General features: G+C 74.4%; 26 protein-coding genes and 1 pseudogene. 10 read left to right on the top strand and 17 right to left on the bottom strand.

The genetic code is table 11. The annotated features are described in order from the left end of the window. Positions 1–72 precede the first annotated feature (72 nt). The 3 genes and pseudogenes from pknB to FHX39_RS16205 all read left to right on the top strand — a co-directional run. Positions 73–1,953: pseudogene (pknB, locus tag FHX39_RS16200) on the top strand (Stk1 family PASTA domain-containing Ser/Thr kinase); the annotation flags it as partial. A 39-nt stretch (positions 1,954–1,992) separates the two neighbouring features. Then, positions 1,993–2,172, top strand: a complete 180-nt coding sequence (locus FHX39_RS22255) for a PASTA domain-containing protein (protein WP_332836957.1) — start codon at positions 1,993–1,995, stop codon at positions 2,170–2,172. 259 nt (positions 2,173–2,431) lie between these two features. Continuing rightward, positions 2,432–3,283: a serine protein kinase RIO gene (locus FHX39_RS16205; RefSeq protein WP_183340099.1), complete on the top strand. Its 852-nt coding sequence runs from the start codon at positions 2,432–2,434 to the stop codon at positions 3,281–3,283. Positions 3,284–3,306: 23 nt separating this feature from the next. Here the strand turns inward: FHX39_RS16205 and FHX39_RS16210 are convergent, their stop codons facing one another. Beyond that, positions 3,307–3,963 (bottom strand): MBL fold metallo-hydrolase, encoded by a 657-nt coding sequence (locus FHX39_RS16210; RefSeq protein ID WP_183340101.1) that lies wholly within the window; start codon positions 3,961–3,963, stop codon positions 3,307–3,309. 91 nt (positions 3,964–4,054) lie between these two features. On the opposite strand from FHX39_RS16210, the gene FHX39_RS16215 reads away from it, so the two are divergent. The 3 genes from FHX39_RS16215 (at position 4,055) to FHX39_RS16225 (ending at position 5,915) form a co-directional block, all read left to right on the top strand. Next, positions 4,055–4,729: a GntR family transcriptional regulator gene (locus FHX39_RS16215; protein WP_183340103.1), complete on the top strand. Its 675-nt coding sequence runs from the start codon at positions 4,055–4,057 to the stop codon at positions 4,727–4,729. 72 nt (positions 4,730–4,801) lie between these two features. Then, positions 4,802–5,350: a sigma-70 family RNA polymerase sigma factor gene (locus tag FHX39_RS16220; RefSeq protein ID WP_183340105.1), complete on the top strand. Its 549-nt coding sequence runs from the start codon at positions 4,802–4,804 to the stop codon at positions 5,348–5,350. Next, positions 5,340–5,915 carry a hypothetical protein gene (locus tag FHX39_RS16225; RefSeq protein WP_183340107.1) on the top strand — a complete coding sequence of 192 codons (576 nt, stop codon included), beginning with the start codon at positions 5,340–5,342 and terminating at the stop codon, positions 5,913–5,915. The genes FHX39_RS16220 and FHX39_RS16225 overlap by 11 nt, the downstream gene beginning before the upstream one ends. A gap of 52 nt (positions 5,916–5,967) precedes the next feature. On the opposite strand, the gene FHX39_RS21840 is transcribed toward FHX39_RS16225, so the two are convergent. From FHX39_RS21840 to FHX39_RS16255, 6 genes are read right to left on the bottom strand one after another with little or no spacing between them, the layout of a single operon-like run. Continuing rightward, positions 5,968–7,440 carry an FAD-dependent oxidoreductase gene (locus FHX39_RS21840; protein WP_183340110.1) on the bottom strand — a complete coding sequence of 491 codons (1,473 nt, stop codon included), beginning with the start codon at positions 7,438–7,440 and terminating at the stop codon, positions 5,968–5,970. Next, positions 7,433–7,765 (bottom strand): (2Fe-2S)-binding protein, encoded by a 333-nt coding sequence (locus FHX39_RS16235; RefSeq protein ID WP_183340112.1) that lies wholly within the window; start codon positions 7,763–7,765, stop codon positions 7,433–7,435. Before FHX39_RS16235 ends, FHX39_RS21840 begins: the two co-directional genes overlap by 8 nt. Continuing rightward, on the bottom strand, positions 7,755–8,957 hold the full coding sequence (locus FHX39_RS16240; RefSeq protein WP_183340114.1) for an NAD(P)/FAD-dependent oxidoreductase: 1,203 nt from the start codon (positions 8,955–8,957) through the stop codon (positions 7,755–7,757). Before FHX39_RS16240 ends, FHX39_RS16235 begins: the two co-directional genes overlap by 11 nt. Before the next feature lie 22 nt (positions 8,958–8,979). Continuing rightward, complete coding sequence (locus FHX39_RS16245) at positions 8,980–9,981, bottom strand: proline racemase family protein (protein ID WP_183340116.1); 1,002 nt, start codon at positions 9,979–9,981, stop codon at positions 8,980–8,982. Beyond that, positions 9,978–11,474, bottom strand: coding sequence for an aldehyde dehydrogenase (NADP(+)) (locus FHX39_RS16250; RefSeq protein ID WP_332836877.1), 1,497 nt, complete (start codon positions 11,472–11,474; stop codon positions 9,978–9,980). Before FHX39_RS16250 ends, FHX39_RS16245 begins: the two co-directional genes overlap by 4 nt. 4 nt (positions 11,475–11,478) lie before the next feature. Beyond that, on the bottom strand, positions 11,479–12,396 hold the full coding sequence (locus FHX39_RS16255; RefSeq protein WP_183340119.1) for a dihydrodipicolinate synthase family protein: 918 nt from the start codon (positions 12,394–12,396) through the stop codon (positions 11,479–11,481). Positions 12,397–12,603: 207 nt separating this feature from the next. On the opposite strand from FHX39_RS16255, the gene FHX39_RS16260 reads away from it, so the two are divergent. Next, on the top strand, positions 12,604–13,503 hold the full coding sequence (locus tag FHX39_RS16260) for a bestrophin family protein (RefSeq protein ID WP_183340121.1): 900 nt from the start codon (positions 12,604–12,606) through the stop codon (positions 13,501–13,503). 123 nt (positions 13,504–13,626) lie between these two features. Next, entirely contained in the window at positions 13,627–13,842 is a 216-nt protein-coding gene (locus FHX39_RS16265) for a DUF4332 domain-containing protein (RefSeq protein WP_183340123.1), read from the top strand. Between the two features lie 75 nt (positions 13,843–13,917). On the opposite strand, the gene FHX39_RS16270 is transcribed toward FHX39_RS16265, so the two are convergent. From FHX39_RS16270 to FHX39_RS16290, 5 genes are all read right to left on the bottom strand, one after another. After that, positions 13,918–14,958, bottom strand: coding sequence for a threonine aldolase family protein (locus FHX39_RS16270; RefSeq protein ID WP_183340125.1), 1,041 nt, complete (start codon positions 14,956–14,958; stop codon positions 13,918–13,920). Positions 14,959–15,067: 109 nt separating this feature from the next. After that, positions 15,068–15,580 carry a hypothetical protein gene (locus tag FHX39_RS16275; protein ID WP_183340127.1) on the bottom strand — a complete coding sequence of 171 codons (513 nt, stop codon included), beginning with the start codon at positions 15,578–15,580 and terminating at the stop codon, positions 15,068–15,070. A gap of 38 nt (positions 15,581–15,618) precedes the next feature. Continuing rightward, the gene (locus FHX39_RS16280) at positions 15,619–17,031 is read right to left on the bottom strand and encodes a class II 3-deoxy-7-phosphoheptulonate synthase (protein WP_198423440.1); all 1,413 of its coding nucleotides are present in this window, start codon (positions 17,029–17,031) and stop codon (positions 15,619–15,621) included. A gap of 71 nt (positions 17,032–17,102) precedes the next feature. Then, the gene (locus tag FHX39_RS16285) at positions 17,103–17,864 is read right to left on the bottom strand and encodes a lysophospholipid acyltransferase family protein (RefSeq protein ID WP_183341605.1); all 762 of its coding nucleotides are present in this window, start codon (positions 17,862–17,864) and stop codon (positions 17,103–17,105) included. A gap of 74 nt (positions 17,865–17,938) precedes the next feature. Continuing rightward, positions 17,939–18,673 (bottom strand): lysophospholipid acyltransferase family protein, encoded by a 735-nt coding sequence (locus FHX39_RS16290; protein WP_183341607.1) that lies wholly within the window; start codon positions 18,671–18,673, stop codon positions 17,939–17,941. A gap of 69 nt (positions 18,674–18,742) precedes the next feature. Between FHX39_RS16290 and FHX39_RS16295 the strand changes: the two genes are divergently transcribed. Both FHX39_RS16295 and FHX39_RS16300 read left to right on the top strand, forming a co-directional pair. After that, on the top strand, positions 18,743–19,534 hold the full coding sequence (locus FHX39_RS16295) for an alpha/beta hydrolase (RefSeq protein ID WP_183340129.1): 792 nt from the start codon (positions 18,743–18,745) through the stop codon (positions 19,532–19,534). Positions 19,535–19,566: 32 nt separating this feature from the next. Beyond that, positions 19,567–20,070 carry a hypothetical protein gene (locus FHX39_RS16300; RefSeq protein ID WP_183340131.1) on the top strand — a complete coding sequence of 168 codons (504 nt, stop codon included), beginning with the start codon at positions 19,567–19,569 and terminating at the stop codon, positions 20,068–20,070. 7 nt (positions 20,071–20,077) lie between these two features. Here the strand turns inward: FHX39_RS16300 and FHX39_RS16305 are convergent, their stop codons facing one another. Genes FHX39_RS16305 through FHX39_RS16325 form a run of 5 tightly spaced genes read right to left on the bottom strand, consistent with a single transcriptional unit; the run spans position 20,078 to position 25,129 of the window. Continuing rightward, complete coding sequence (locus tag FHX39_RS16305; protein ID WP_183340133.1) at positions 20,078–21,187, bottom strand: ROK family glucokinase; 1,110 nt, start codon at positions 21,185–21,187, stop codon at positions 20,078–20,080. A gap of 20 nt (positions 21,188–21,207) precedes the next feature. Then, positions 21,208–21,633 (bottom strand): SRPBCC family protein, encoded by a 426-nt coding sequence (locus FHX39_RS16310; RefSeq protein ID WP_183340136.1) that lies wholly within the window; start codon positions 21,631–21,633, stop codon positions 21,208–21,210. A 4-nt stretch (positions 21,634–21,637) separates the two neighbouring features. Continuing rightward, entirely contained in the window at positions 21,638–22,765 is a 1,128-nt protein-coding gene (locus tag FHX39_RS16315; protein ID WP_332836878.1) for a glycosyltransferase family 4 protein, read from the bottom strand. An 8-nt stretch (positions 22,766–22,773) separates the two neighbouring features. Continuing rightward, a complete protein-coding gene (locus tag FHX39_RS16320; RefSeq protein ID WP_183340140.1) occupies positions 22,774–24,051 on the bottom strand; it encodes a hypothetical protein in 1,278 nt (425 codons plus the stop codon). Positions 24,052–24,064: 13 nt separating this feature from the next. After that, positions 24,065–25,129 (bottom strand): C40 family peptidase, encoded by a 1,065-nt coding sequence (locus FHX39_RS16325; RefSeq protein ID WP_183340142.1) that lies wholly within the window; start codon positions 25,127–25,129, stop codon positions 24,065–24,067. Positions 25,130–25,353: the final 224 nt, after the last annotated feature.

Consider the following 25,353-nt stretch of genomic DNA (forward strand, 5'->3'; position numbering starts at 1 on the left):
CGGCGCTCAGCACAGCAGGCACCGGGTAGACGTGCGGCCGGTGCCGCGGACGTGGTGGGAGCGGGCGTGACGATGACCAGCACCTTCGGCGCGCGGGGCTCCGGCTCCCGCGGCCCGAGCGGTGACCCTCTGGTCGGTCGGGTGCTCGACGGCCGCTACGAGATCACCGAACGCCTCGCCCGCGGCGGCATGGCCACCGTCTACAAGGGCATCGACACCCGCCTGACCCGGACCGTCGCGGTCAAGATCATGCACGTGGGGCTCGGCGACGACCTCGAGTTCGCGCGCAAGTTCGACCACGAGGCCCGCGCCGCCGCGCGGCTCTCGCACCCCAACGTCGTCTCGGTCTTCGACCAGGGTGCCGACGCCGTCGACGGGAACGTCGTCCGCCCCTACATCGTCATGGAGTACGTCGAGGGCCAGACCCTGCGCGACGTCGTCAACGCGCACGCGCCGCTCGACCCCCTCGCCGCGCTCGACCTGCTGGAGCCGGTCGTCTCGGCGCTGGCCGCCGCCCACGACGCCGGGCTCGTGCACCGCGACGTCAAGCCCGAGAACGTGCTGCTCGGCGACCGCGGCAAGGTCAAGGTCGCCGACTTCGGCCTGGCCAAGGCGATCAGCTCCCAGACCCAGACCGCGACGCAGGGCCTGCTGATCGGCACCGTGTCGTACCTCCCGCCCGAGCTCGTCACCTCCGGCCACACCGACGCCCGCAGCGACGTCTACAGCGCCGGCGTCGTGCTCTTCGAGCTGCTGACCGGGCGCAAGCCGCACAGCGGCGAGACCCCGATCCAGGTCGCGTACGCGCACGTCCACCAGGACGTCCCGCCGCCGTCGGCGCACGCCCCGCGCGGCACCGTCCCGCCCTACCTCGACGCGCTCGTCGCCCGCGCCACCGCCCGGGACCCCGCGCTGCGTCCGCCCGACGGCCGGGTGCTGCTCACCCAGGTCCGCCGCGTGCGCGCCGCCCTGCTCGCCGGGCTGACCGACGACCCCGAGCTCACGCAGGACCTCACCCCCACCGCCGTCCGCGTCCGGGAGCTGGACCCGGACTCCGCCCTCACGCAGGTCGTCGGCCACCGGGCCGACCTCGAGGCGACCCAGCACATCAGCACGGCCCGACCGTCGTTCGCCGCGCCGCGCGAGGAGCTGACCGACCCGCAGCCGTACGCGCCGCCGACGTTCCGCGACGCGCCGCCGCCCGTCGTCCCCGGCCACGACCCGCGCCTGCGGCCGTCCGGGAGCGAGCACGCGGAGCGCGTGGCCGTCCGCCGGGAGCGCGAGGCCCGGCGGCGGCGCCGGGGCTGGGTGGCGATCATCCTCGTGCTGCTGCTGACCACGGTCGCGGCCGTCACCGGCTGGTACCTCACCGAGGGCCGCTTCACCAGCGCCCCGGCCCTCACCACCCTGACCCGGGCCGACGCCGCGGCGGTCGCCGACGGCGCCGACCTCGCCGTGGACTTCACCGACGGCTGGAGCGAGACGGTGCCGGTGGGCGAGGTGGTCTCGACCGAGCCCGCCCCCGGCGCCCGCGTGCGCAAGGGCACCCGCATCGAGGCCGTGCTGTCGCGCGGGCCGGAACGGTTCGCCATGCCGACCGTCGTCGGGCTCACCGCCGACGCCGCCACGGCGACGCTGCGCGACGCCAACCTCAAGGTCGGCAAGGTCACGACGCGGTGGAGCGACACGGTGGCCCAGGGGGTCGTGCTGAGCGCCGGCCAGGGCGCGGGGTCCTCGCTCAAGCGCGACACCGCCGTCGCGCTCGTGGTCAGCGGCGGCCCGCAGCCGGTCAAGCTCGCCGACTGGACGGGCAAGGACGCCGCCAAGGCGACGGCCGCGCTCAAGAAGGCCGGCCTGACCGTCAGCGTGACCACCGCGAACTCCGACGAGGTCGAGTCCGGTGACGTGATCAGCCAGGACCCGCCCTCGGGCAGCCTGAAGAAGGGCGACGAGGTCGCGCTCGTCCGGTCGCTGGGCCCCGTCCTGGTCACCGTGCCCAACGTCCGCGCCATGGGCATCCGCAAGGCGGAGGAGACCATGGAGGCGGCCGGCTTCAAGACGAAGACGAAGAAGGCCACGAACTACCTCGGCCTCGGCTACGTCGTGACCTCGTCGCCGGGCGGCGGGCAGCAGGCGCCCAAGGGCGCGACGATCACCCTCGCCCTGGTCTGAGCCCGGCCGGCGCCGGTCGGCCGCCGACCCGCCGAACTTCTGCGGCCGGAACGACACCAGAGGTCGTCAGCGGCACAGAAGTTCGCGGAAGGGCGCCGACGCCCGCGGAAAACCCCTTGCGATCCCTGGTCGGCGTGAGGAGGGTGGGCCCACCGGCAGGTCGTCTGGCCGACCCTGAGCAGGAGGAGGTGCGTGGTGTCCGTCCCCGTCCTCGGGTTGCCCGCAGCCCACCCCTTCTCCCCAGGAGATCTGCCCACCCATGTCCGACGTCTTCCCTGCTCCACCTCTCCCCGCACCTGACCCCGCCCCCGGCACGGCGGCGTCCTACGACGAGCCGGACGAGCCCGGCCCCGGACAGCGCTGGTCCACCTGGGACGACATCGGCGTCCTCGCCGGTCCCGAGCCCTTCCCCGCCTGGCTCGTCACCTCCGACGCGGCGATCGACACCGAGCTCGGCATCCTCAAGACCGGCAAGGAGGCGGACGTCTTCCTGCTCGAGCGGGCCGACGCCGACTCCGGGGTCGTGCTGGCCGCCAAGCGGTACCGCAGCCTCGACCACCGCCTGTTCTCGCGCGACGCGGGCTACACCGAGGGCCGCCGGATGCGGAACAGCCGCGACCGCCGCGCCGCGGCGAAGGGCACGCGCCACGGTCGTGCGGTCCAGGCCGGTCAGTGGGCGGCGGCCGAGTTCGACCACCTGGCCCGCTTCTGGTCGGCGGGGCTGCCCGTGCCCTACCCGGTGCAGCTCGACGGCACCGAGCTGCTGATGGAGCTGATCACGCTCGCGGACGGGTCCGGGGCCCCGCGACTGGCCCAGACGCGGCCGGGCCTCCCGTTGCTGGAGACCTACTGGGCGCAGCTCGTCGAGGCCATGCGCGCGATGGCCACGATGGGGCTGGCGCACGGCGACCTGTCACCCTTCAACCTGCTGGCCACCGAGGACCGCCTGGTGCTGATCGACCTGCCGCAGGCCGTCGACGTGGTGGCCAACCCGCAGGGGACGGAGTACCTCGCCCGCGACTGCCGCAACGTGACGACCTGGTTCCGCGCCCGCGGTCTGGACGTCGACGCCGACGAGCTCCTGGCCGACCTGCTGGCGTACGCCTTCTGATCGGCCCCGGCGGGCCCACGCCCTCAGAACGTGTGGGTCTGCCCGCCCCGGAGGTCGACGAGCGACGTCGGCGTCATGGCCTTGACCCGGCCGGTGATCAGCCCGCGGCCGCGGTCGTTCAGCAGCTCGTCGTGGATCCCGAAGCCCTCGGGCGCGGCGACGGCCCGCGCGAAGTCGATCGTCTCGCGCAGCGCACCCCACGGGCCGTAGAGCGGGACGGCGACGACGTCGACCCCGCCCGGGGCGACCGCGTACGAGTCGCCGGGGTGGAAGAACGTGGGCTGGCCCTCGGAGCGGAGCACGAAGCCGACGTTCCCGATGCGGGGCAGGTCGGGGTGGATGACCGCGTGCGCCCCGCCGACGGCGGTGACGAGCACGTCGCCGATCGCCGTCTGGTCGTCGGGCGCGAGGCCGCTGGCCCCGGGCAGCTCGGGCAGGTCGCCGGCCTCGCTCGCCGCGAGGATCGAGGGCTCGACGACCACCCGGGCACCCGGGTTGGCCGCGAGCAGCGCCGGGAGCGCCGCGGGGTCGAGGTGGTCGGCGTGCTGGTGGGTCACCAGGATCGCGTCGAGGTCGGTGAGGCCGTGCCAGGCGTCGGAGAAGTTGCCCGGGTCGATCAGGATCCGGGCCCCGTCGGTCTGGACGAGGACGGCGGAGTGACCGAGGTGGGTGAGCTGCATGGGACCCACGCTATCCAAGCGCGGCGCCTCGGACCGCGGCGGCGCGACCCGTACGGTGTGACGCAGCAGTCCCACGAGGAGGGCCGTCGAGGTGACCCAGACGTCGAGCATCACGACCTTGCCCAAGACCAACCTGCGCGACCGCGTCTCCCAGGCGCTGCGCTCGGCCATCATCTCCGGCGAGATGGAGCCCGGCGTCGTCTACTCCGCACCCTCGCTCGCCGGTCGCTTCGGCGTCTCGGCGACGCCGGTGCGGGAGGCCATGCTCGACCTCGTCCGCGAGGGCATGGTGACGATCGTGCCCAACAAGGGCTTCCGCGTCACCGAGGTGGACGACGCCTCGCTCGACCAGGTGACCCAGATCCGCCAGCTGCTCGAGCCGCCCGTGGTCGGCCGGGTGACCGCCCTCGTCCCGCTGGCGGACCTGCCCGGGCTGCGGCGGATGGCGCAGGACATCGTCGACGAGGCGGCCGGCGGCGACCTCGTCGCCTACACCGAGGCCGACCGGCAGTTCCACCTGCGGCTGCTCGCGTACGACGGCAACCCACGCCTGGTGGACCTCGTCTCCGAGCTGCGGAGCCAGACCCGGCTGCTCGGCCTCAGCAGCCTGCTGACCAGCGGCGTGCTCGCCGAGAACGCGCGCGAGCACCTGCTGCTGGTCGACCTCCTCGAGGCCCGTGACGCGGCCGGGGCCGAGGCCCTGATGCACGCGCACATCGCCCGGGTGCGGACGACCTGGGCGGGCCGTCCCGGTTCCGCGTCCTGACGCCGGCACGGCAGGATGGTGGCCCCGGAGCAGCCCGCAGGCGGCGCGCGGGCCGAGCAGGAAGGACATGCGGTGGTGTCAGCCCGAGAGGACGACCCGCAGGTGGTCGACGCCTTCTCCGCGGGCGACGAGCTGGGCCTGGTCGCGGTGTACGACCGCTGGTCGCCGCTGGTCTACAGCCTCGCGCTCCGTTCGCTCGGTGACGTCACGGAGGCGGAGACGGTCACCCGGACCGTGTTCTCGCAGGCGTGGGCCGCCCGCGCGACGTTCGATCCCGGCCGCTCCCGCCTCGCCGACTGGCTCGTGGACCTCGCGTGCCGCAGCATCGCCGACACCCGGGCGGCGCGCGCCCGGCGGGTCCCCGCGGACCGCGCGTCGGAAGATTCGGCGGGAGACGAGTCCAAGACCGGTGCTCTGGCCGAAAGAATGGTGATGGTGGACGGGATGGCCCACCTGGACACGTCCTCGCGCAGGCTGCTGCAGATGGCGCTGGACCACGACCTGACCCTCGGCGAGATCGCCGGGCGGACGGGGCTCGCGGTCGAGGACGTCCGGGCCCGGATCACCACCAGTCTCATGGAGCTTCGACACCGGCTGGAGGGCAACGCCGATGCACACTGACCCCGAGCTGCTCGCGCTGCTCGCGCTCGGCGACCCCTTCGGCGGCGACGAGGAACGCGACCACGTCGCGTCCTGCCGCGCCTGCGCGGGCGAGCTGGCCGAGCTGACCCGCGTCGTCGAGCTGGCCCGTGAGGCCGGGTCGCTGACCCTCGCCGAGCCCAGCCCGCGGGTGTGGTCCGGCGTGCAGGAGGGCCTCGACGCCCGCCGCGCCGAGGCCGCACGCGACCGACGGGCGTACGCGCGCCTCGCGCCGGTGCTCGAGCCCTGGTCGAAGGCCTCCGGGGAGGCGCAGCTGGCCACGGACGCCGAGGGTCGGCGGCTGCTGGAGGTCTCCCTGCACGCCGAGCTGCCGCACGGCGGCGTGCGTCAGGCGTGGCTCGTCCACCGGGACGACCCCGCCCAGCGCCAGACCCTCGGGATCCTCGACGGCCCGCACGGTCTCTGGACCGTGGAGCAGGCGATCGACCTCGAGCAGTTCCCGTTCCTCGAGATCTCGCAGCAGAGCATCGGCAGCACGCAGCACTCGGGCCAGACGATCGTCCGGGGCGAGCTCCTGCCGGTCTGACCGGGCTCGACGACCACCCCGGCCCGCTCGGGCCCGAGGACGGGGTCCGACGTCAGTCGAGCGCGACGACCGTGGCCTCGGGGTCGACGGCGGCCAGGTCGGCGAGCCGACCGAGGCTGACCGGGGTCGACAGGGTGCGCTTGGCCGTCGGCCGCAGGTCGTCGACCGTCAGGGCGCGGCCCTCGTGCTGGGCGGCGAGCAGCGCGGTGGCGAAGCCGCACACGCGCCCCTGGCACCAGCCCATCCCCGTCCGGGTCAGCAGCTTCGCTGTTCGGGCGTCGCCGCCCCCGAGCTCGTCGCGGGCCCGCAGGACGGTGCCCACGTCGACCTCCTCGCACCGGCAGACGAGCGTCTCGGGCGTCAGCCAGCTCGACCAGGTCGGCGGCACGGGGTGCGCGCGGTGCATGGCGGTCGCGAAGGCGCGGCCGCGGCTGATGCTGCCCTGCAGCCGACGGATCCGGCGGCTCTTCCCGCCGCGTCCGCGATCGGCGGCGGCGACCAGCCCGGCCAGCTCGCCCTCCTGCAGCGCGAGGGCGGCGCCACCGACACCCGTCGCCTCTCCGGCGACGTAGACGTGCGGCGCGGTGCTGCGCTGCTCGGCGTCGACCACGGCGACCAGCGAGTCGTCCACGTCGACCCGGGTCTCCGCGCCGACGGCGGTCACGAGCTCGAGCGAGGGGGTGAAGCCCCAGCCGAGCGCGACCAGGTCGACCGCGGCGGTCCGCTCGCTGCCGGCGACGAGCCGGCCCTGCGCGTCGAGGCGGGAGGTGGTGACGGACTCGACGGCGTCGCGGCCACCGATCGCCGTGACCACGGTCCGCTGGCGGTAGGGGATGCGGTGGGCGACCATCGTGCGCACGTAGCCGACCGCGTCCAGGCCCTTGGCCGGTGACTGGACGGCCCCGCCGAGCTGGCGGACCCAGCCGGTGACGGCGTTGGCCTCGCAGATGCCCAGCACCTCGGCCCCCGCCTCGGCGAGCCCGGCCGCGACCGGCAGCAGGAACGGTCCCGTCCCGGCCACCACCGCACGGCGGCCCGCGAGCGAGCCGTGGCCCTTGAGCAGCGCCTGCACCCCACCGGCGGCGAGCACGCCCGGCAGGTCCCAGCCCGGCACGGGCAGCTGGCGGTCGTAGCCGCCGGGGCACAGCACGAGGGCGTCCACGACGACCTCGGTGGGCACGTGGTCGCTCGAGGCGACCCCCTCGACCACCGGGCTGAGCCGGAGCCGCCAGCCCTGGCCCGCCCGCTCGGTGAACCAGACCTGGGCGCCCGGGACGTACGTGATCCGGTCCGGGCCCAGGAGGTCGTCGAAGCGCTCGCGGAGGCGGACGTACGCCGTCCAGTCGTGCTGGCCGTGCGAGGCCAGCTCGTCCGGGTCGGCGGTCTGCTCGTCGGGGTGGCGCCAGTACTGCCCGCCCGGCTGACGGCCGGCGTCGACGACCGTCACCGACAGCCCGCGGGAGGCGGCGGCGACCGCGGCGGCGAGGCCCGCGGGCCCGGCGCCGACGACGGCGAGGTCACTCATGCCCGCTCCCCTCTTCGCTCTGCTCGGTCCACTCCTCGGGGGCCCCGGTCCGGAGCCGCATGCCCGGCTCCACGGGGACGAGGCAGGCGCGCTGGTCGGGCCGTCCGTCGACCTCGATGAGGCAGTCGAAGCACACCCCGATGCCGCAGAACAGCCCGCGCGGCTTCCCGCGCCGCCGGGTCGTGCGCCAGGACCGGACGCCGGCGTCGGTGAGGGCGGCACCGACGCTCTGCCCGGGACGCGCGGTCAGCGGACGGCCGTCGAGGTCGAAGGGGACGGTGGAGCGACCGACGGTGCGGCCGACAGGGCGAGGCTCAGCGGGCACCGGCGAGCTCCTGGGGCTGGGCGGTCCCCGGACCGGTCGCAGCGTCGAAGCGTTCCGGGCGGAACGCGTGCAGGTCGAGCTCGGGGCGCTGACCGGTGAGGACCTGCGCCAGCAACGAGCCGGTCCCGACGCACAGCCCGATCCCGGCGCCCTCGTGACCGCAGGCGTGCCAGAGACCCGGCGCGCGGGGGTCGGGGCCGATGACCGGGAGGTGGTCGGGGCAGTAGGGCCGGAAGCCGGCGTACGCGCGGATCAGCGACGCGTCGCGCAGCACCGGGAACAGCGCCGCCGCGGCCGCCGCGAGCCGGGCCAGCACGGGGAGCGAGGGCGTCTTGTCGAAGCCGACCCGCTCACGGGAGGCCCCGACCAGGACGGTGCCGCTCGGCGTGCCCTCGACCACCGGCGAGGTCTGCAGGGCTTCGTCGGAGCTGGCGACGTCGGCGACGTAGCTGGCGCCGTAGACCTTGTGGCGCACGACCGGGGGCAGGGGCTGGGTCACGAGCACGAAACCCCGTCGGGGCAGCACCGGCAGGTGGACGCCGGCGAGCCGGGCGACCTCGCCCGACCAGGTCCCGGCGGCGTTGAGGACGGCGGGGGCGCTGACGTCGCCGGTCGAGGTGCGGACGCCGGTCACCGCGTCGCCGTCGCGCAGGAAATCCGTCACGGCCGACCCGGTGACGACCGTCGCACCGAGCTCGCGGGCGAGCCGCAGCAGGTGGGCGGTCAGCAGCATCGGCTGCACCTGGGCGTCCTGGGGGTAGAACATGCCGCCGGTGAGGTCGCGGCTCAGGAACGGCTCGTACGCGGGCAGCTCGTCCGCCCCGACGGGCACGGCCTCGATGCCGGCCCCGCGCTGGTGCACGGCGAGCTCGGCCAGGGCCGCCACCCCGGCGACGTCGTCGCTGACGACGAGGCCGCCCTTGGACTCGAACTCCCAGTGGTGGCCGTGCGGGGCGAGGTCCTCGGTCCAGACGCGTCGCGACAGCAGGGCCAGCTCGAGCTCGGGTCCGGGCTCCTTGTCGGACAGCAGGAGGTTGCCCTCCCCCGCGCTGCTCGTGCCCCCGGCGACGGGCCCGCGGTCCACGACGACGACCCGGAGCCCCTCCCGCGCGGCGAAGTACGCGCACGCCGCACCGACGGCCCCGGCGCCGATGACGACCAGGTCGGCCGTACGCGGCACGGTCCCGCTCATCGCACCCCTCCCACAGGTGACGTCACAGGGTGAAGCCGGCGGGGAAGGGATCGGTCGGGTCGAGGAGGTACTGGCCCAGGCCGGTGACCCAGGCGCGGCCGGTGATGCTCGGCAGCACCGCCGGCAGGTCGCCGACGGTGGTCTCGCCCAGCAGCCGGCCGGTGAAGCGGGAGCCGATGAACGACTCGTTGACGAACTCGTCGCCGACCGCGAGCTCACCGCGCGCGTGCAGCTGCGCCATCCGGCCGCAGGTGCCGGTGCCGCAGGGCGACCGGTCGAACCAGCCGGGGTAGATCGCCATCGCGTGGCGCGAGTGCTGCGCGGTCGAGCCGGGTGCGGCGAGGTAGACGTGGTGGCAGCCGTTGATGTCGGCCTGCAGCGGATGCACGGGCCGGTCCTGCTCGTCGATCGCGGCCATGATCGCCAGGCCGGCGTCGAGCAGCCGGTTCTTGGCCGCGTGCTCGAAGGGCAGGCCGAGCGACTCCAGCTGGACGACCGCGTAGAAGTTGCCCCCGTACGCGATGTCGTACGTGACGTCGCCGTACCCCGGCACCGAGACGACGCGGTCCAGGCCGAGGCTGAACGACGGGACCATCTCCAGCGTCACGGAGGTGGCGTGACCGTCGGTGACGGCGACCTTCGCCACGACGAGCCCGGCGGGCACCTCGAGCCGGATCGTCGTGACCGGCTCGACGACGGGGACCATCCCGGTCTCGACCAGCACCGTCGCGACGCCCATGGTCCCGTGGCCGCACATCGGCAGCAGCCCGGACACCTCGATGAAGAGCACGCCCCAGTCGGCGTCGGGCCGGGTCGGCGGCTGCAGGATCGCCCCGCTCATCGACCCGTGCCCGCGCGGCTCGCACATCAGCAGCGTGCGCAGGTCGTCGCTGTTCTCCATGAACCAGAGGCGACGTTCCGCCATGCTCGCGCCCGGGATCACGCCGAACCCGCCGGTGATCACGCGGGTCGGCATGCCCTCGGTGTGGGAGTCGACCGCGGAGAAGACGCGGCTCGCCCTCATCGCGTCGTGTCCGTGAGGAGCACCCCGTCGACCCGGCGCGGCAGCGTGGCCCCGTCCGTCAGCTCGGCGGGCAGCAGCCCCTCGGGGAACCCCTGGAACGCGACCGGCCGCAGGAACCGGCTGATCGCCGCCGTGCCGACCGACGTGGTCGAGGGCGCGGTGGTCGCGGGGTACGGGCCGCCGTGCTGCTGGGCGTCGGTGACGCTGACGCCGGTCGGCCAGGCGTTCCAGAGCAGCCGGCCGGCCTTGGTGGCGAGCGTGGTGACGAGGCCCGCCAGGTGCGGCACGTCGGAGTCCTCGCCGAAGACGGTCGCGGTCAGCTGGCCGTCGATGGTCTGGGCCAGCGACAGCAGGTCGTCCTCGGCCGCGTACGTCGCGACGAGCAGCGTGGGGCCGAAGCACTCGCGGAACAGCGCCTCGACGTCGGCCAGCAGCGTGGCGACGTCGGTGAGCAGGACCGTCGGCGCGGGCGTGCCGTCCGCCGTGTCCGGGCCGCCGACGAGCACCTCGGTGCCGGGCACGTCCTCGAGCTCGTGGCGGACGCGGGCGTGGCCCTCGACCATACGCTCCGACAGCATCGGGGCCGGACCGGGGAGGTCGGTCGTCCGGAGGACCTCCAGCACCGACGAGCCCTCGGGCACCAGCAGCACGCCCGGCTTGGTGCAGAACTGCCCCGCCCCGAGCGTGAAGGAGGCGACGGCCTGCGCGGCGATCTCCGGCCCGCGGGCCTCGGCGGCCGCCCGGGTGACGAAGACCGGATTGACGCTGCCGAGCTCGCCGAAGAACGGGATCGGCACGGGTCGGCCGTTCGCCAGGTCGAAGAGCGTGCGCCCGCCCGTGGTCGAGCCGGTGAACGCGCCGGCCTGGACGCCGGGGTCGGTCAGCGCGGCGCGGCCGGCCTCGACGCCCACGAGGAGCGTGAAGAGGTCGTCCGGCGCGCCGGACGCGGCGAGCGCCCGCCGCACGACCTCGGCCGTGGCGACGGAGAGCCGCAGGTGGCCCGGGTGCGCCTTGAGCAGCACCGGGCAGCCGGCGGCGAGCGCGGAGGCGGTGTCACCGCCGGCGACGCTGAACGCGAACGGGAAGTTGACCGCCGCGAACACGACGACCGGACCGAGCGGGACCTGCGTACGCCGCAGGTCGGGCCGGGGGGCGCCCATCGGCCAGTCCGGGTCGGCGTGGTCGACGCGGACGTCGAGGTAGCCGCCGTCGCGCAGCGCCTGGCCGAACAGCCGCAGCTGGAAGGTCGTGCGGGTCAGCTCCCCGCGGAGCCGCCCCTCCGGCAGGTGCGACTCCGCCATGGCGAGCGGGACGAGCTCGTCGCCCGCCGCGTCCAGCGCGTCCGCGACGGCGTCGAGGACGTCGGCGCGGTCCTCACGGCCGGTCGCCGCCCAGACCCGCCCCGCCTCGACGGCCGCGGCCACGAGCTCGGGGACGGCGTCGGGGGCTGTCTCGTCGGGGACGGAGATCTCGGTGCTCGTCAGGGTGCTCACGCGACTACTTGTAACCCTTGGCCAAAGCCGCCTCGGTGTCGGCCACCACGCGGTCGTGGATCTCGGTCGGGAGCGCGGCGCGCGGGGGACGGCAGATGCCGCCCTTGCGACCGGCGACGTCCATCGACAGCTTGATCGCCTGGACGAACTCGGTCTTGGAGTCCCAGCGCAGCAGCGAGTGCAGGTCGCGGTAGATCGGCAGCGCCCGGGCGAGGTCGGCCGGGTCGCCGGAGGTGACCAGCTCGTACAGCTCGAGCGTGGACTGCGGGATCGCGTTCGGGTAGCCCGCGACCCAGCCGACCGCACCGGCCACGCCGAGCTCCAGCAGGACGTCGTCGGAGCCGACGATCAGGTCGAGGCCGGGCGCCAGCTCGGCGATCTCGTACGCACGGCGCACGTCCCCGGTGAACTCCTTCACCGCGACGATCAGGCCCTCGGCGTGGAGCTGCGCGAGCACCGACGGCAGGAGGTCGACCTTGGTGTCGTACGGGTTGTTGTAGGCCACGATCGGCAGGCCGACCTTGGCCGCCTCGCGGTAGTGGCGCAGCACGGTCTCGGCGTCGGCGCGGTAGGTGTTCGGCGGCAGCAGCAGCACCGAGGTGGCCCCGGCCTGCGCGGCCTGCTCGATCCAGCGGACGCTCTGGAGGGTCCCGTACGCCCCGCAGCCGGCCATGACGCCGAAGCCCTCGGGGCTGGCCTGGACCGCGGTCTCGACGACCTTCGCGCGCTCGTCGTCCGAGAGCGTCTGGTACTCCCCCAGCGAGCCGTTCGGGGCGACGCCGTGGGTGCCGTACGCGGCGAGCCAAGCGACGTGCTCGCCGAACGCGTCGTAGTCGACCGTGAGGTCGTCGTTGAAGGGCAGCGCGGTGGCGGTGAAGACGCCGCGCCAGGGGGTCGTGCCGGGCGAAGTGGTGTCGGCCATGGGGACCATCCTCTCTCAGTGCTCAGTACCATATGCAATTGCACAGCCCCTGGCAAGTCGGGACGAGGCACGACCACTCGATTCCGCGTCCACAGGTCCGCCGACCACACTGGTCGCGCGCACCAGAGTCGGTGGGCGCGCCGGACTCCCCCATGCGGGGCGGGAGACCCCTCCCCACCGCGTACGACGACGACAAGGACCCCGACCTTGATCCTCAACGAGAAACAGCTCCCCCTGCGCGCGTGGCGCACGCTCGCCGTCTCCGTGAGCGCCCTGCTCGTGTGGGACGTGCTGGTCACCGCCCTCTACCTCGACGACACCACGCACTTCGAGGCGATCGACATCCAGTTCACCCTCTTCGGCACCGTGATCGCGCTCTTCGTCGGCTTCACCGTCAACGCCGCGTACGGGCGCTGGTGGGAGGCCCGCACGCTCTGGGGCCAGGTGGTCAACTCCTCGCGCAGCCTCGCCCGCCAGGCGCTCGTGCTGATCGACGAGCGCGGGCCCGACGCGACGCCGGGGCTGGCCGACCAGGTGGTGCGCAACCAGATCGCCTACGTCCATGTGCTGCGGACGTTCCTGCGGGGCCAGCCGCTGGCCGCCGAGGCCGGGCGGTTCCTGCGACCCGAGGCGCTGACGCGCGTCGAGGCGGCGAACAACCGGCAGACCGCGATCCTCGTGGAGACCGACCGGCTGCTGAGCGAGGCCTACCGCAACGGCATGGTCGGCGAGCTGTCACGCCTGGAGCTGGAGGCCGCGCTCGTCGCGCTGACCGACGCCCAGGGCGGCCTCGAGCGGATCAAGAACACGCCGCTGCCGGTCCAGTACCGCTTCCTGCCGCGGTTCTTCTCGCGGCTGTTCTGCCTGATCCTGCCCTTCGCCGTGGTCGAGGACCTGGGCTGGCTGACCCCGCTCGGCTCCGGGCTGGTGGGGCTGATGTTCCTGATGGCGGTGCAGATCGGCGACCAGCTGGGCAACCCGTTCGCCGACACCGTCTACGACGTGCCCATGACCGCGATCGCGCGGACCGTCGAGATCGACCTCACGCAGATGCTCGGCGACGAGCCGCCCCGCCCGGTCGAGCCGGTCGAGCAGGTCCTCTACTGATCGCCGGCTGATCGTCGGCTGATCGTCGGCGAAGGACCCTCACCCCCCGTCGACAGGCCCGCGTCCGAGGCCTAGATTTCCGGCAGGGCCAGAGGCGCTGGCCGACGAGGAGCACCGACGACCATGGCCATGGAGAACGACCTTCACAAGCTCAACGGCATCGGACCGAAGCACACGGAGATGCTGGAGAGCATCGGCGTGGACTCGATCAAGGAGCTGAGCCACCGCAACCCCGCCTCGCTGACCCAGATGATCCTGGACCGGCACGGCCGCGTCATCGGTGTCTCCGAGAAGCAGGTCAGCGCCTGGATCGACGAGGCCAAGTCGCAGCAGGGCTGACGGACTTCTGTGCGGGTAGCGACACCTGGTGTCGCTGCCCGCACACAAGATCGGTGCGGGTGCCCGCGACCGGGCTCAGGCGGCCTGCTCCACGCGGGCGAGGACGTCGCCGAGCACCTCGCCCGCGGCGCGTGCCTGGTCGAGCGTGACGTCCAGGTGCGTGACCGCCCGGACGGTGCGCGTGCCGACCGTGCCCACGCGGACGCCCTCCGCAGCCGCCGCGGCGACGACCTGCGTCGCCGGGACCGTGCCGGTGTCGAGGGCGACGATGTTCGTCTCGACCGCCGCGGGGTCGATGGCCTGCGGTGCCTTGGCGGCCACCGCGTCGGCGAGCGCGCGGGCGGCTGCGTGGTCGTCGGCCAGCCGGTCGACGTGGTGCTCCAGCGCGTAGAGACCCGCGGCCGCGAGGATCCCGGCCTGCCGCCACCCGCCACCGAGCCGCTTGCGCTGCACCCGGGCGCGGGCGATCTCCGCCGCGGACCCCACGAGGACCGAGCCCACCGGGGCGCCGAGCCCCTTCGACAGGCACAGGCTCACGGTGTCGAAGAGGCGCCCGTACGTCTCGAGGGAGATCCCGGCCGCGACCGCGGCGTTCGGCAGCCGAGCCCCGTCGAGGTGGAACGCGATGCCGAGCTCGCGGCACAGGTCGCGCGTGGCCTCCAGCTGGTCGAAGGGCTGGACGGTGCCACCGCCGAAGTTGTGCGTGTTCTCGACCGCCACGCAGGCCGTCGAGACGAGGTACGGCCCCGCGTCGGGCGAGACGATCCGCTCGACCTCCGCCGCGTCGAGCCGGCCGTTCAGCGAGGGCCAGGTCCGCATCGTGACGCCGGTCAGCGCGCCGTGGGCGCCCATCTCCGCGCGGGCGACGTGCGCGTTCACGTCGCAGAGCACCTCGGTGCCGGGCGCGACGTGCAGCCAGACGCCGAGGACGTTGGTCATCGAGCCGGTCGCGCAGAAGAGGCCGGCCTCGTGCCCGAGCACGGCGGCGGCCCGCTCCTCGAGCGCGTGGATGGACGGGTCCTCGTCGTAGACGTCGTCGCCCACCGGCGCGGACGCCATCGCCTCGCGCATGGCGGGGGTCGGGACGGTCACGGTGTCAGAGCGAAGGTCGATCACCGTTCGACCCTAGCCACGCCCCGAACCGGGACGTGGCCGGTCCCAGCCGCAGATCGGGCTCTGCAGGGCTGGGACCGACCACGGTCGGACGGTCAGACGAACGCGGCGACTAGTCGCAGGTGCAGGTGCCGTTCATGGAGCGCTGCATGAAGCACTCGGGGCAGGGCTCGCCCCACAGCTCGCTGACGAACGGCCCGCCCCCGACGCCGCCCTGGTACTCCTCCAGCGGGACGAACTCCTCGCCGATCTGGACGTAGTTCTTGCCCGCCCAGGCCACCGGGTGCTCGTCCAGCGACAGGGCCACGAACGAGCGGCTCTGCGGGAGGTAGACCTTGTCCCACTTGAGGCCCTTGAGCAGCTTGATGAGGCGCGGCCGGACCTCCGGGCTCGCCCCGAACTCGCGCAGCGCGCCGTCGATCGTCTTCTGCGGGATCCGGCCGACGCCGTCGAGCTCGGCGCGCGTCCACCGGCAGACCGGGACCGAGCTGTCGCCCGGGGCGACCGCCTCGACCTCCAGACCGACGATGTGCGGGCACCCGCGCAGGTGGAGGCGCTGTCCGCCGTCGGTCTTCTTGTAGAGGGTCTCGGTCTCGATCTTCACGGCGGTCTTCGTCTTGGTCACCACCCCACAGTGACACGCCGTACCGCGCGGAGCACCACTCAGAGCGAGACGGGGGCGTACGCCTGCACCGGATTCGTGCGCCGGATGCGCCCCGAGGTGAGGCGTTCCGCGACCAGGAACGCGAGCTCCAGGCTCTGGTTCCGGTTGAGCCGCGGGTCGCACAGCGTCTCGTAGCGGTTGACCAGGTCGGCCTCGACGATCTCGTCGCTGCCGCCCACGCACTCGGTCACGTCGTCGCCCGTGAGCTCGACGTGCACGCCGCCCGGCCAGGTCCCGAGCTCCTCGTGGACGTCGAAGAAGCCGTTCAGCTCGTCCATGACGTCGGAGAAGGCGCGGGTCTTGTAGCCGTTGCGCGACTCGAAGGTGTTGCCGTGCATGGGGTCGGAGACCCAGGCCACCCGGCGGCCGCTCGCGGTCACCTTGGCCACCAGCTCGGGCAGCACCTCACGGATCTTGCCCGCACCCATCCGCGTGATGAAGGTGATCCGGCCGTCGACGTGGTCCGGGTCGATCCGGTCGGCCAGCGCCAGCGCGACGTCGGCCGTCGTGCTCGGGCCCAGCTTGATGCCGATCGGGTTATGCATCCGGCTCATCAGCTCGACGTGCGGGCCCTCGAGCTGACGCGTCCGCTCCCCGATCCACAGGAAGTGGCCGGAGGTGCCGTACGGGTTGCCGGTCCGGGAGTCGACCCGGGTGAGGGCGTGCTCGTACTCGAGCAGCAGGGCCTCGTGGCTGGAGTAGAAGTCGACCGTGCGGAAGGTGTCCTCGTCGATCCCGCACGCCACCATGAAGGCGAGCGCGCGGTCGATGTCGTCGGCCAGCTGCTGGTACTGCACCCCGGCAGCGGACTGGACGAAGTCGGCGTTCCAGCTGTGGACGCTGCGCAGGTGCGCGAAGCCGCCGGTCATGAAGGCGCGGGTGAGGTTCAGCGTGGCCGCGGACGCGTGGTAGACCCCGAGCAGCCGCTCCGGGTCGGGGATGCGGGAGGCTGGCGTGAAGTCGAAGCCGTTGACGGCGTCGCCGCGGTACGCCGGCAGCGTCACGCCGCCGCGGGTCTCGTCGTCGGAGCTGCGGGGCTTGGCGTACTGCCCGGCCATCCGCCCCACCTTGACGATCGGGACCTGGGCGGCGTACGTCAGCACGACCGCCATCGACAGCAGCGTGCGGAGCTTGCCGGAGATGTTCTGGGCGGTGACTCCGGCGAAGGTCTCGGCGCAGTCGCCGCCCTGCAGGAAGAACGCCTCGCCCGCCGCGACGCTGGCCATCTTGGCCCGCAGCGAGTCGCACTCCGCCGCGAACACCAGCGGCGGCAGGACGCGCAGCCGGTCGACCACGTCGCCCAGCGCGGCCGGGTCCCGATAGGTCGGCTGCTGCTTCGCGTCGAGGGCGTGCAGCTCCGCGAGGGAGGGCACCCCCGCCTCGATCAGTCGGGCCTGGACCGTCTCGGACATCCCGCAAGCCTACGGGAGCGCACAGGTGGGGCCTTCCGGTTTCCAGCCCCCGTCGCACGCCTCGCGACGCGTCAGGCCTGGGGGCTGACCTCGTCCAGCGCGGCGGCCTTGGCCTCCTGCGCGGCGAGCTCCTTGGCCACGGGGGCGTACAGGTCGACGTACTCCTGGCCCGAGAGCTCCATGATCGCGTACATGATCTCGTCGGTGATCGAGCGCAGGACGTAGCGGTCGTCCTCCATCCCCTCGTAGCGGGAGAAGTCGAGCGGCTCGCCGAAGCGGACGGTCGGGCTGACCACGCGGCGGATGATCTTGCCCGGCGGGGCGATCACGTCGGTGCCGATCACCGCCGTGGGGATGACCGGGACCTTGGCCAGGAGCGCCAGCCGGGCCACGCCGGTCCGGCCCTTGTAGAGGCGGCCGTCGTGGCTGCGCGTGCCCTCGGGGTAGATGCCGAAGAGCTCGCCGCGCTCGAGCACCGCCAGCCCGGCGCGGATCGCGCCCTCGCTCGCCCGGCCGCCGCTGCGGTCGACGGGGACCTGGCCGGTGCCGGCGAAGAAGCGCTTCTGCGCCCAGCCCTTGATCCCCACCCCGGTGAAGTAGTCCGACTTGGCCACGAAGGTCACCCGCCGGTTCAGCGCGAGCGGGGTGAAGAGCCAGTCGGCGTACGAGAGGTGGTTGCCGGCCAGGATCGCCCCGCCCTCGGCGGGCACGTGGTCTGCGCCCTCCTCGATCGGGCGGAACAGCCGGGTCACGACCGGGCCCAGGACGACGTGGCGCAGCACCCAGTAGATGCCGCGGCCCGGCCGCCGGCCGTCGGCGCTGGCGACGCGCAGCGTCCCCGAGGCGTCGACGGAGACGACGTCGGTGGGGACCGGGGCGGCGTCGGGCTCGTCGCCCCGGGGCGGCCTCACGGCCGGCCCGGCAACGGGGGCGCGGTCCGGCCGAGGCCGGGGCGGGCCACCTCGACGAGGTCGAGGGTGCGGCCCTCGCGCAGGGCCGCCTTGACCCCGTTCGCGTACGTCTCGACGTAGCGCTGCCCGCTGAGCTCCTGGATCGCGGCCATCACCTGGTCGGTCACGTGCCGCAGCACGTCGCGGTCGTTGCCCGCGCCGGCGTACGCGCTGAAGTCGAGCGGCTCGCCGAAGCGGACCACGGCGCGATGCAGGCTCGGCGGTCGCGTGTGCTGCACCCCGACGGGGATCACGGGGACCCCGGTCGCCAGGGCCAGCCTCGCCACCCCGGTCCGGCCGCGGTAGAGCCGGCCGTCCGGCGAGCGCGTGCCCTCGGGGAAGATGCCGACGACCTTCCCCTCGCGGAGCGCGTCGAGGACGACGTCCATGCTCGAGGCGCTGGCCCGCCCGCCCGTCCGGTCCATCGGCAGGATGCCGACCGCCCGGACGAACCAGGCCACCACCCGCGAGACCGGACCGCGGCCGACGAACAGCTCGGCCTTGGCCGGGAACGTCATCGTCCGCGGCAGCATCGCCGGGATCACCAGGGTGTCCCAGCCCGAGATGTGGTTGCCCGCTAGGAGCGCGCCGCCGGTGGCGGGGACGCGCTCGGAGCCGACGACCCGCGGTCGCACCAGCACGCGGATCAGGGGCTTGAACAGCGCGCCCTTGAAGAACGTGTAGTACGACATCTCGACCTCCGTGGCGCGGCCCCGCACCACGACGGGCGGGTGGCAGAACCCTAGTGCGAGCATGCCCGGATGGATGTTGCCGCACTCCTCGCCCAGGCACCCGAGGCCGCCGAGGTCGACCCGCGCGCCGCCCCGTACGCCGGTGGTCCCGCGGACGGCCCGCCGGTGCTGGTCGTGCACGGCTTCTCCGGCTCGCCGCGCTCGATGCGCCCCTGGGCCGAGGACCTGGCCGCGCACGGCTTCCGGGTCGACCTCCCCCGCCTGCCCGGCCACGGGACGAGCTGGCGCGAGCTGAACGTGACGGGCTGGCCGGACTGGTACGCGGCGGCCGAGCGCGCGCTCCTGCGCCTGGCCGACGCGACCGGACGGCGCGTCGGCATCGGCGGGCTGTCGATGGGCGGGGCCCTCGCGCTCCGGCTGGCGCAGCGGCACCCCGACCTCGTCCACGGCCTCGTGCTGGTGAACCCGGTGGTCAACATCGTGGACCCGCGCCTCAAGGTGCTGCGCCTGATCCGGCTCGTGACGCCCTCGCTCGGCGGCATCGCGGGCGACGTCGCGAAGCCCGGCGCCGACGAGGGCGGCTACGGCCGGACGCCGCTGCACGCGCTCGCCTCGCAGCGGCACCTGTGGGCGGCGGTGCGCCTCGAGCTCGCTGACGTGCGAACGCCGCTGCTCGTCTACCGGTCCCGGCAGGACCACGTCGCGGACCCGTCGTCGGTGGCGCTGATCCAGGCGTCCACGACCTCGCCGGACCGGACGTTCGTGGTGCTCGAGCGCAGCTACCATGTAGCCACGCTCGACCACGAGGCGCACACGATCTTCGCGGGCAGCGTGGACTTCTTCACCCGCCTGGCCGGGTGAGCGGTGTTCGCCGGAGCCGGGAAGGGTCACCGATGGCGGAGCAGGACGACGACCGCGAGTCGGTCGACCGCGCCTTCGCCGAGCTGGTGGCCGGCTACCACCTCACCGCCGAGCACCCCGCCGAGCCGCGGCTGGCCCTCGGGCTGAGCGGCGACCTCGCCACCACCGACGACCGGGCCGACACCGGCGACGCCACGGAGCCCGCTCCCCCGCCCGTGATCCCGCTCGTCCCGCCTCGCCCCGAGCTCGTGCAGCCGCTCGCGTGGCGCGCGAGCCCGGCACCCGCCCCGACGCCCGACGAGCGCTACGTGCCCGACCCGCTCCCGCCGCTGGGGCGGCCCCGGACGCCCGCGCTGGTGGGGTGGACCGCCGTGCTGCTCTCCGCGGTGGTCGTCCTCGCTGCGGGCTTCGGCCTGCGGCTGCCGACCTGGCTCGGCTACCTCGCCGTCACGTGCTTCATCGTCGGCTCGGTCGTCCTGCTGACCCAGCTCCCGCGCCACCGCCCGCCGGACGCGGGCGACGGCGCGGTCCTCTGACCCAACTTCAGGCGCTGAGCTGGCGGCGGCGGGCTCGCGCCTCGCTGCCGAGCTGACGCACGGAACGTTCCCGCCGACGCTTGCGCCGGCGCGGCCAGAAGCCGAAGCGCGCCGAGTCCGGCGGCTCGAGGAGGGCGAGCCGGGCCAGGTCCGCCGCCCCGACCAGACCGGCGTCGTTCCGGAACTTCGCCAGCTCCAGCCGCGCGTACGTGCGGAAGCCGCGACCCGACAGCGTCGCCTGGAACGCCTCGCGCGCCGGTCCGACGAGCAGCTCGCCCGCGGCGCTGACCCCGCCGCCGATCACGACGACCTCGGGGTCGAGCCCGGCGACCACGTTCGCGATGCCCAGGCCCAGCCACGTGCCGACGTCAGCGAGCAGGCGTACGGCCACCGGGTCGCCCGCCATCGCGGCCGCCGTGACGTGGGGTCCGGTGAGCGCCTCCGGGCCCACGCCGAGGGCGACCCGCAGGTGCGCGGCCTCGGGACCGCCGGCGCCCAGCAGCGCCCGCGCCTCGCGCACCAGGGCGTTGCCGGAGGCGTACTGCTCCCAGCAGCCGCGGTTGCCGCACTCGCACGGGTGCCCGCCGGGCACCGAGGTCATGTGGCCCCACTCGCCGGCCATGCCGTACGTGCCTCGGAACAGTGCGCCGTTGATCACGAGCCCGCCGCCGATACCGGTCCCCAGGGTGAGGCAGACCATGACCGACGAGCCGGCGCCCGCCCCGAAGCGGTACTCCGACCAGGCGGCCGCGTTCGCGTCGTTGTCGACGATGAGCGGGAGGTTGATGCGGCGGCCGAGCGCGGCCCGCAGGGGCTCGTCGCGCCAGGCCAGGTGCGGGCTGAAGCGGACGACCGACTGGGTGTTGTCGACCCACCCCGCCGCGCCGATGCCGACGGCCTCGACCGCGTGGCGCTCCCGCAGGCGGTTCACGGCGTCGACGATCGCGTCCTCGACGGCCTGGGGGTCGTGCGACGGCGTGGGCACCTGCGAGCGCTCGAGGACCCGGCCGGCCTCGTCGACCACGCCTGCGGCGACCTTGGTGCCCCCGATGTCGACGCCGACGCTGAGCCGTTCCGGGAGGGGTCGGGCCGGGCGGGCCGGGCGGGGCTGCCGCACGGCGGCGGGCCGCGCGGTGCTCAGCCTTCGACCCGACGCTTGAGCCCGCGGAGCGCACCGTCCACGATCGTCTTCTCCGCCTTGCGGCGCAGCAGCCCGATCATCGGCAGCGAGGTGTCGACCGCGAGGGTGTAGGTCACGGTCGTCCGGCCGCGGTCGGCGCCCAGGACGTACGACCCGTCCATGGCGGTCAGGCGGCCGCCGCGGACGAGGTGCCACGACACGCGGTCGGGCGCCCAGTCGTACGCGAGCACGTAGGTGTCGGAGAAGAGCGGGTGGGCCAGCACCATCTCGACCTCGTCGGCCACCCCGTCGGTCTCGGCGAGGACGGTGGCGCGCTCCATCGAGTCGACCCAGGCCGGGTAGGCGTCGAAGTCGGCGATCACCGCCATGACCGCGTCGGGCTCGGCGTCGATGACGACGCTGGAGCTCGTCTGCCCTGGCACCGCCTCAGGGTACGGGATCGGCGTCGAGGGCGAGTGCCGCGCGGAGCGTGCTCCGGGCCGGCCCGAGACCGAAGCGTTCCGCCACCAGGCCCCGGCCCCGCTCCCCGGCCGCGGCCGCGGCGACCGGGTCCCCGAGGAGCTCCAGGAGCGCCCGGGTCCACGCCCCCGCGTCGTTCCCGGGCAGCACCCGACCGCTGACCCCGTCGAGGACCGTCTCGGGCGCCCCGCCGGAGTCGCCGACCAGGACCGGGAGCCCGCAGGCCGCCGCCTCCAGGGCCGCGAGGCCGAGGCCCTCGGGGTTGAGGCCGGCCCACCGGGTCCGCACCGGCAGGGCGAACACGTGGGCGGCCCGGAGCCGCGCCACCACGCCCGCGGCGTCGAGGGCGCCGGTGAAGGTCACCGTCCCCGCCGATCCGGGCTGCGCGGCCAGCCGGCGCAGGGCGGGCGCCTGGGGTCCGTCCCCGACCAGCACGAGCCGCGGGCGCCGGCCGGGCCCCAGGCCGGCCACCACCCCGGGCCACGCGCGCAGGAGGAGGTCGAAGCCCTTCTGCGCCACGAAGCGCCCGACCGCCACGACGGTCGGGCTCTCCAGCGCCGCCGGGTTCGGGAGCGGTCGGAAGCGGTCCACGTCCACGGGCGGGGGCAGCCGCAGCAGCCGCGACCGGGCGGCGGGGCTCAGGGCGGGGGCGATCCGACGCGCGGTGTAGTCCGAGATCGTCGTCAGGTGGTCGCAGGCGTCCCCCACCCGGCGCAGCGCGCTGCGGGCGCCCGGCACGGTGGCCCACCAGACCTCGTGGCCGTGGGTGAGCGCGACCACCCGCTCGGCGCCGGCGCGACGCAGGCCCGGCGCGAGCAGGCCGAGCGGCATGGCCGCGCCGACGACGACGCGGGTGGCGCCGTACGCGCGCAGCAGCTCCGCCGCGCGCCGGGCGACGCGCGGTGTGGGCAGCAGGAGCTCGCCGTGACGCACCACGGGGAAGGCGCGGTCGGCGTCGGTCGCCTCCGCCCCGGGCGGGCCGGAGGCGAGCACGACGACGTCGTCGTCCACCAGCCGGCAGACGGTCGCCACGAACGACTCGATCCCGCCGATCCGCGGCGGGAAGTCGTTGGTCAGCACGAGCGTGGGCGCCACGGTCCGGCTCAGCCCCGCCGGTCGGCGGCCGCGCGCTCCGACGCCCCGCGCCACCAGCGCACGACGGTGGCCTCGTCGACCCCGAGCGTCGACCGGGCGGCGGCGGAGACCGTGGCCCCGCCGTCCAGCGCGCGGTAGAAGCGGCCCAGGTCCTCGTCGCCCCGGTGCTCGGCGACGGCGAGGCAGACCAGCCAGGCCTGCGCGTACGCCGCTGTGACCTCCGGCCCGCCCGCGGTGAAGGCCGCGTCGGCCGGCAGCCGGGTCGGCGGCGCACCACCGGGGAGCACGGCGAGCTCGCTGCGGCGCTGGTCGGGGTGCGCCTCGAGCGCGACGTGCTCGGCCAGCCCCTCCACCGCCCACAGCGGCGCGGCCGAGGTGGCGGAGGAGGTGGCGACGTGCACCGTCTCGTGGGTCAGCGTCGTCCCGAGCTCGGCCTCGGGGTCGCGCGCGGTCGCCGGGTTGACCACGACCCGGACGGCCGAGGCCGTCGTCGGTCCCTCGGGCCGGGTGACCGCCGCGGTCGTCGCGTACGCCGACGGTGCGCCGCCGAGGACGCGGGCGAAGTCGTCGCCGCTGCCGGGAACCTCCACGACCAGGCCCCCGTCCCAGTCCCGGCGCAGCACCGCGGGCAGGTGGTCGTGGGCGTCCGCCGCGGCCCGGGTGGCCAGCGCGGCCCAGCGCGGCGCGTCCTGCCCGGGACCGACGAGGACCGTGACGTCCCCGCGGGTCACGCGGGTGACCGGGGCCAGCCACCAGATCGGCACGGCGGGGCTGTCGAGCGTGCTGCCGTCGTCGGTGCCCGCCAGGCGTACGCCGTCCGGGCCGGGGACCAGCGTCAGCCAGACCGAGGAGGTCGCGTCCGCCCGTTCGCCGGCGAGGCGCCAGCCGACACTCGCCTGCACGACCCGGGCCTCCGCACCGAGCTCGGCGCGGCGGTCTGTGGGCAGGTCCTGCTCGGCACCGGTCAGGCGGACGCGCAGCCGCGTGGGACGCAGCGCGACGAGGTTGTCGAAGAGGAGGGTGGAACGACCCGCGAAGCCGGCGACCGGAGCCGTTCCGGCGTCCCAGCCCGTACGGTCCCCGGCCCGTCCGGCCGCGAAGAGGCGGTCGAGCGCGGTCTGGGCGTCGGGCGTGGCGGGACGGCTCGAGCCGGTCGTGGGAGCGGCAGCGGCGGTGGACGGCGCCGTCGCCGGCACGGTCGGGCTGGACCGAGGCGGTGAGCACGCGCCGACGCCGAGCGCCAGGACGACGGCCAGGAACCCGGCGCTGGTGCGCCGGGCGATCACCAGGGGCCGAGGATCAGGCGGGACGACGCGCGCCGGCGAACGGCATCGAGTCGAGCTTGGCGTACTTGACGACGGTGCCCGAGTGGGGCGCGTGGATGATCGTGCCGTTGCCGACGTACATCGCGACGTGGCTGATGCCGCCGTAGTAGAAGACGAGGTCGCCCGGCTTGAGGTCGGACTTGGCGATGGCGCGGCCGTTCTTGAACTGGGCCTGCGAGGTGCGGTTGATGCTGACGCCCGCGGCCTTCCAGGCGCCAAGCGTGAGGCCGGAGCAGTCGAACGAGCTCGGGCCGGTGGCACCGAAGCTGTAGGGCTTGCCGAGCTGCTTGACCGCCCAGGCGAGCGCCGCCTCGCCCTTCGAGTTGTCCGCCGTCGAGGAGGCCGGGGTCTCGGGCGTGGTGCCGAGCGCGCTCTCCGCGAGGGTCTGCGCGTCCGAGGTCTGCTTCTGGTCCTGCGCGGCGAGCGTCTGCTGCTGCTCGGTCGTGAGCTTGGCCAGCACGGCCTTGGCCTCGGTCAGCTTCTTGTCGGAGCCGGCCTTCAGCGTCTCGAGATCGGTCTCCTTCTTCTCCAGCGCGACGAGCTCGGTCTGCTGCGACTTCTGGAGGTCGGCGAGACCGGCCCGCTGCTGCTGGAAGTCCTGGAGGACCTTGTTCTGGTTGGAGCCGACCTTCTCGATCGTGGAGACCTGGGAGAGGAAGCCCTCGGTGTCGGAGTCGAGGAGCAGCTGGGCCGCCGTGTCGACGTTCCGGTCCTGGAACTGCGCCAGCGCGGCCTGCCCGACCTGCTTGCGCAGCGCGTCGACCTTCTGCGACTGCGCCTGGGCGTCCTGCTGCTTGAGCGCGAGGTCGGCCTTCGAGGCGTCGACCTGCTGCTTGATCGCGAGGTAGTCCTGGTCCAGCGCCTCGGCGTCGACCTGCAGCTGCTCGATCTGGGCCTTGGCCTCGGCGATCGTCACGGCGGGGTCGGCGGAGGCGGTGCTGACGGGGCCGGCGAACATCACAGCGCCGAGCGCCAGGCTCGTGAGCCCCAGCGCCGCCACACGGGCGGTCGCTCTGGTCTCGCGGTGGCGTGGGAACACGCGGACTAACCCCTTCGTCTGACGGCACCCGACCCGCCTGCGCGCACGCTGACGGCCCGGATCGGCCCTGTGAACCAGGCTCACCTGGACCCCGATGTCTCCAGTGTGCCCGAGTCTGACGAGGGGCACCCCGGGAACGGGGCAATTCACAGCGTTGCCGGAGCGTGATCGACACCCTTGTCATCAGGGTTCGTCAACCGTTCAAGTGCTCCGGCTGACTCAGG

The sequence above is a fragment of the Microlunatus antarcticus genome, assembly GCF_014193425.1.
Classification (GTDB): Bacteria; Actinomycetota; Actinomycetes; order Propionibacteriales; family Propionibacteriaceae; genus Microlunatus; species Microlunatus antarcticus.

Coding starts and splice junctions, on each gene's coding strand:
- FHX39_RS16255 (WP_183340119.1), bottom strand. CDS start 12,396: ATGGCCGACACCACTTCGCCCGGCACGACCCCCTGGCGCGGCGTCTTC.
- FHX39_RS16265 (WP_183340123.1), top strand. CDS start 13,627: ATGGCCATGGAGAACGACCTTCACAAGCTCAACGGCATCGGACCGAAG.
- FHX39_RS16295 (WP_183340129.1), top strand. CDS start 18,743: ATGGATGTTGCCGCACTCCTCGCCCAGGCACCCGAGGCCGCCGAGGTC.
- FHX39_RS16225 (WP_183340107.1), top strand. CDS start 5,340: ATGCACACTGACCCCGAGCTGCTCGCGCTGCTCGCGCTCGGCGACCCC.
- FHX39_RS16245 (WP_183340116.1), bottom strand. CDS start 9,981: ATGAGGGCGAGCCGCGTCTTCTCCGCGGTCGACTCCCACACCGAGGGC.
- FHX39_RS21840 (WP_183340110.1), bottom strand. CDS start 7,440: ATGAGTGACCTCGCCGTCGTCGGCGCCGGGCCCGCGGGCCTCGCCGCC.
- FHX39_RS16240 (WP_183340114.1), bottom strand. CDS start 8,957: ATGAGCGGGACCGTGCCGCGTACGGCCGACCTGGTCGTCATCGGCGCC.
- FHX39_RS16280 (WP_198423440.1), bottom strand. CDS start 17,031: ATGTCCGAGACGGTCCAGGCCCGACTGATCGAGGCGGGGGTGCCCTCC.
- FHX39_RS16210 (WP_183340101.1), bottom strand. CDS start 3,963: ATGCAGCTCACCCACCTCGGTCACTCCGCCGTCCTCGTCCAGACCGAC.
- FHX39_RS16290 (WP_183341607.1), bottom strand. CDS start 18,673: ATGTCGTACTACACGTTCTTCAAGGGCGCGCTGTTCAAGCCCCTGATC.
- FHX39_RS16300 (WP_183340131.1), top strand. CDS start 19,567: ATGGCGGAGCAGGACGACGACCGCGAGTCGGTCGACCGCGCCTTCGCC.
- FHX39_RS16205 (WP_183340099.1), top strand. CDS start 2,432: ATGTCCGACGTCTTCCCTGCTCCACCTCTCCCCGCACCTGACCCCGCC.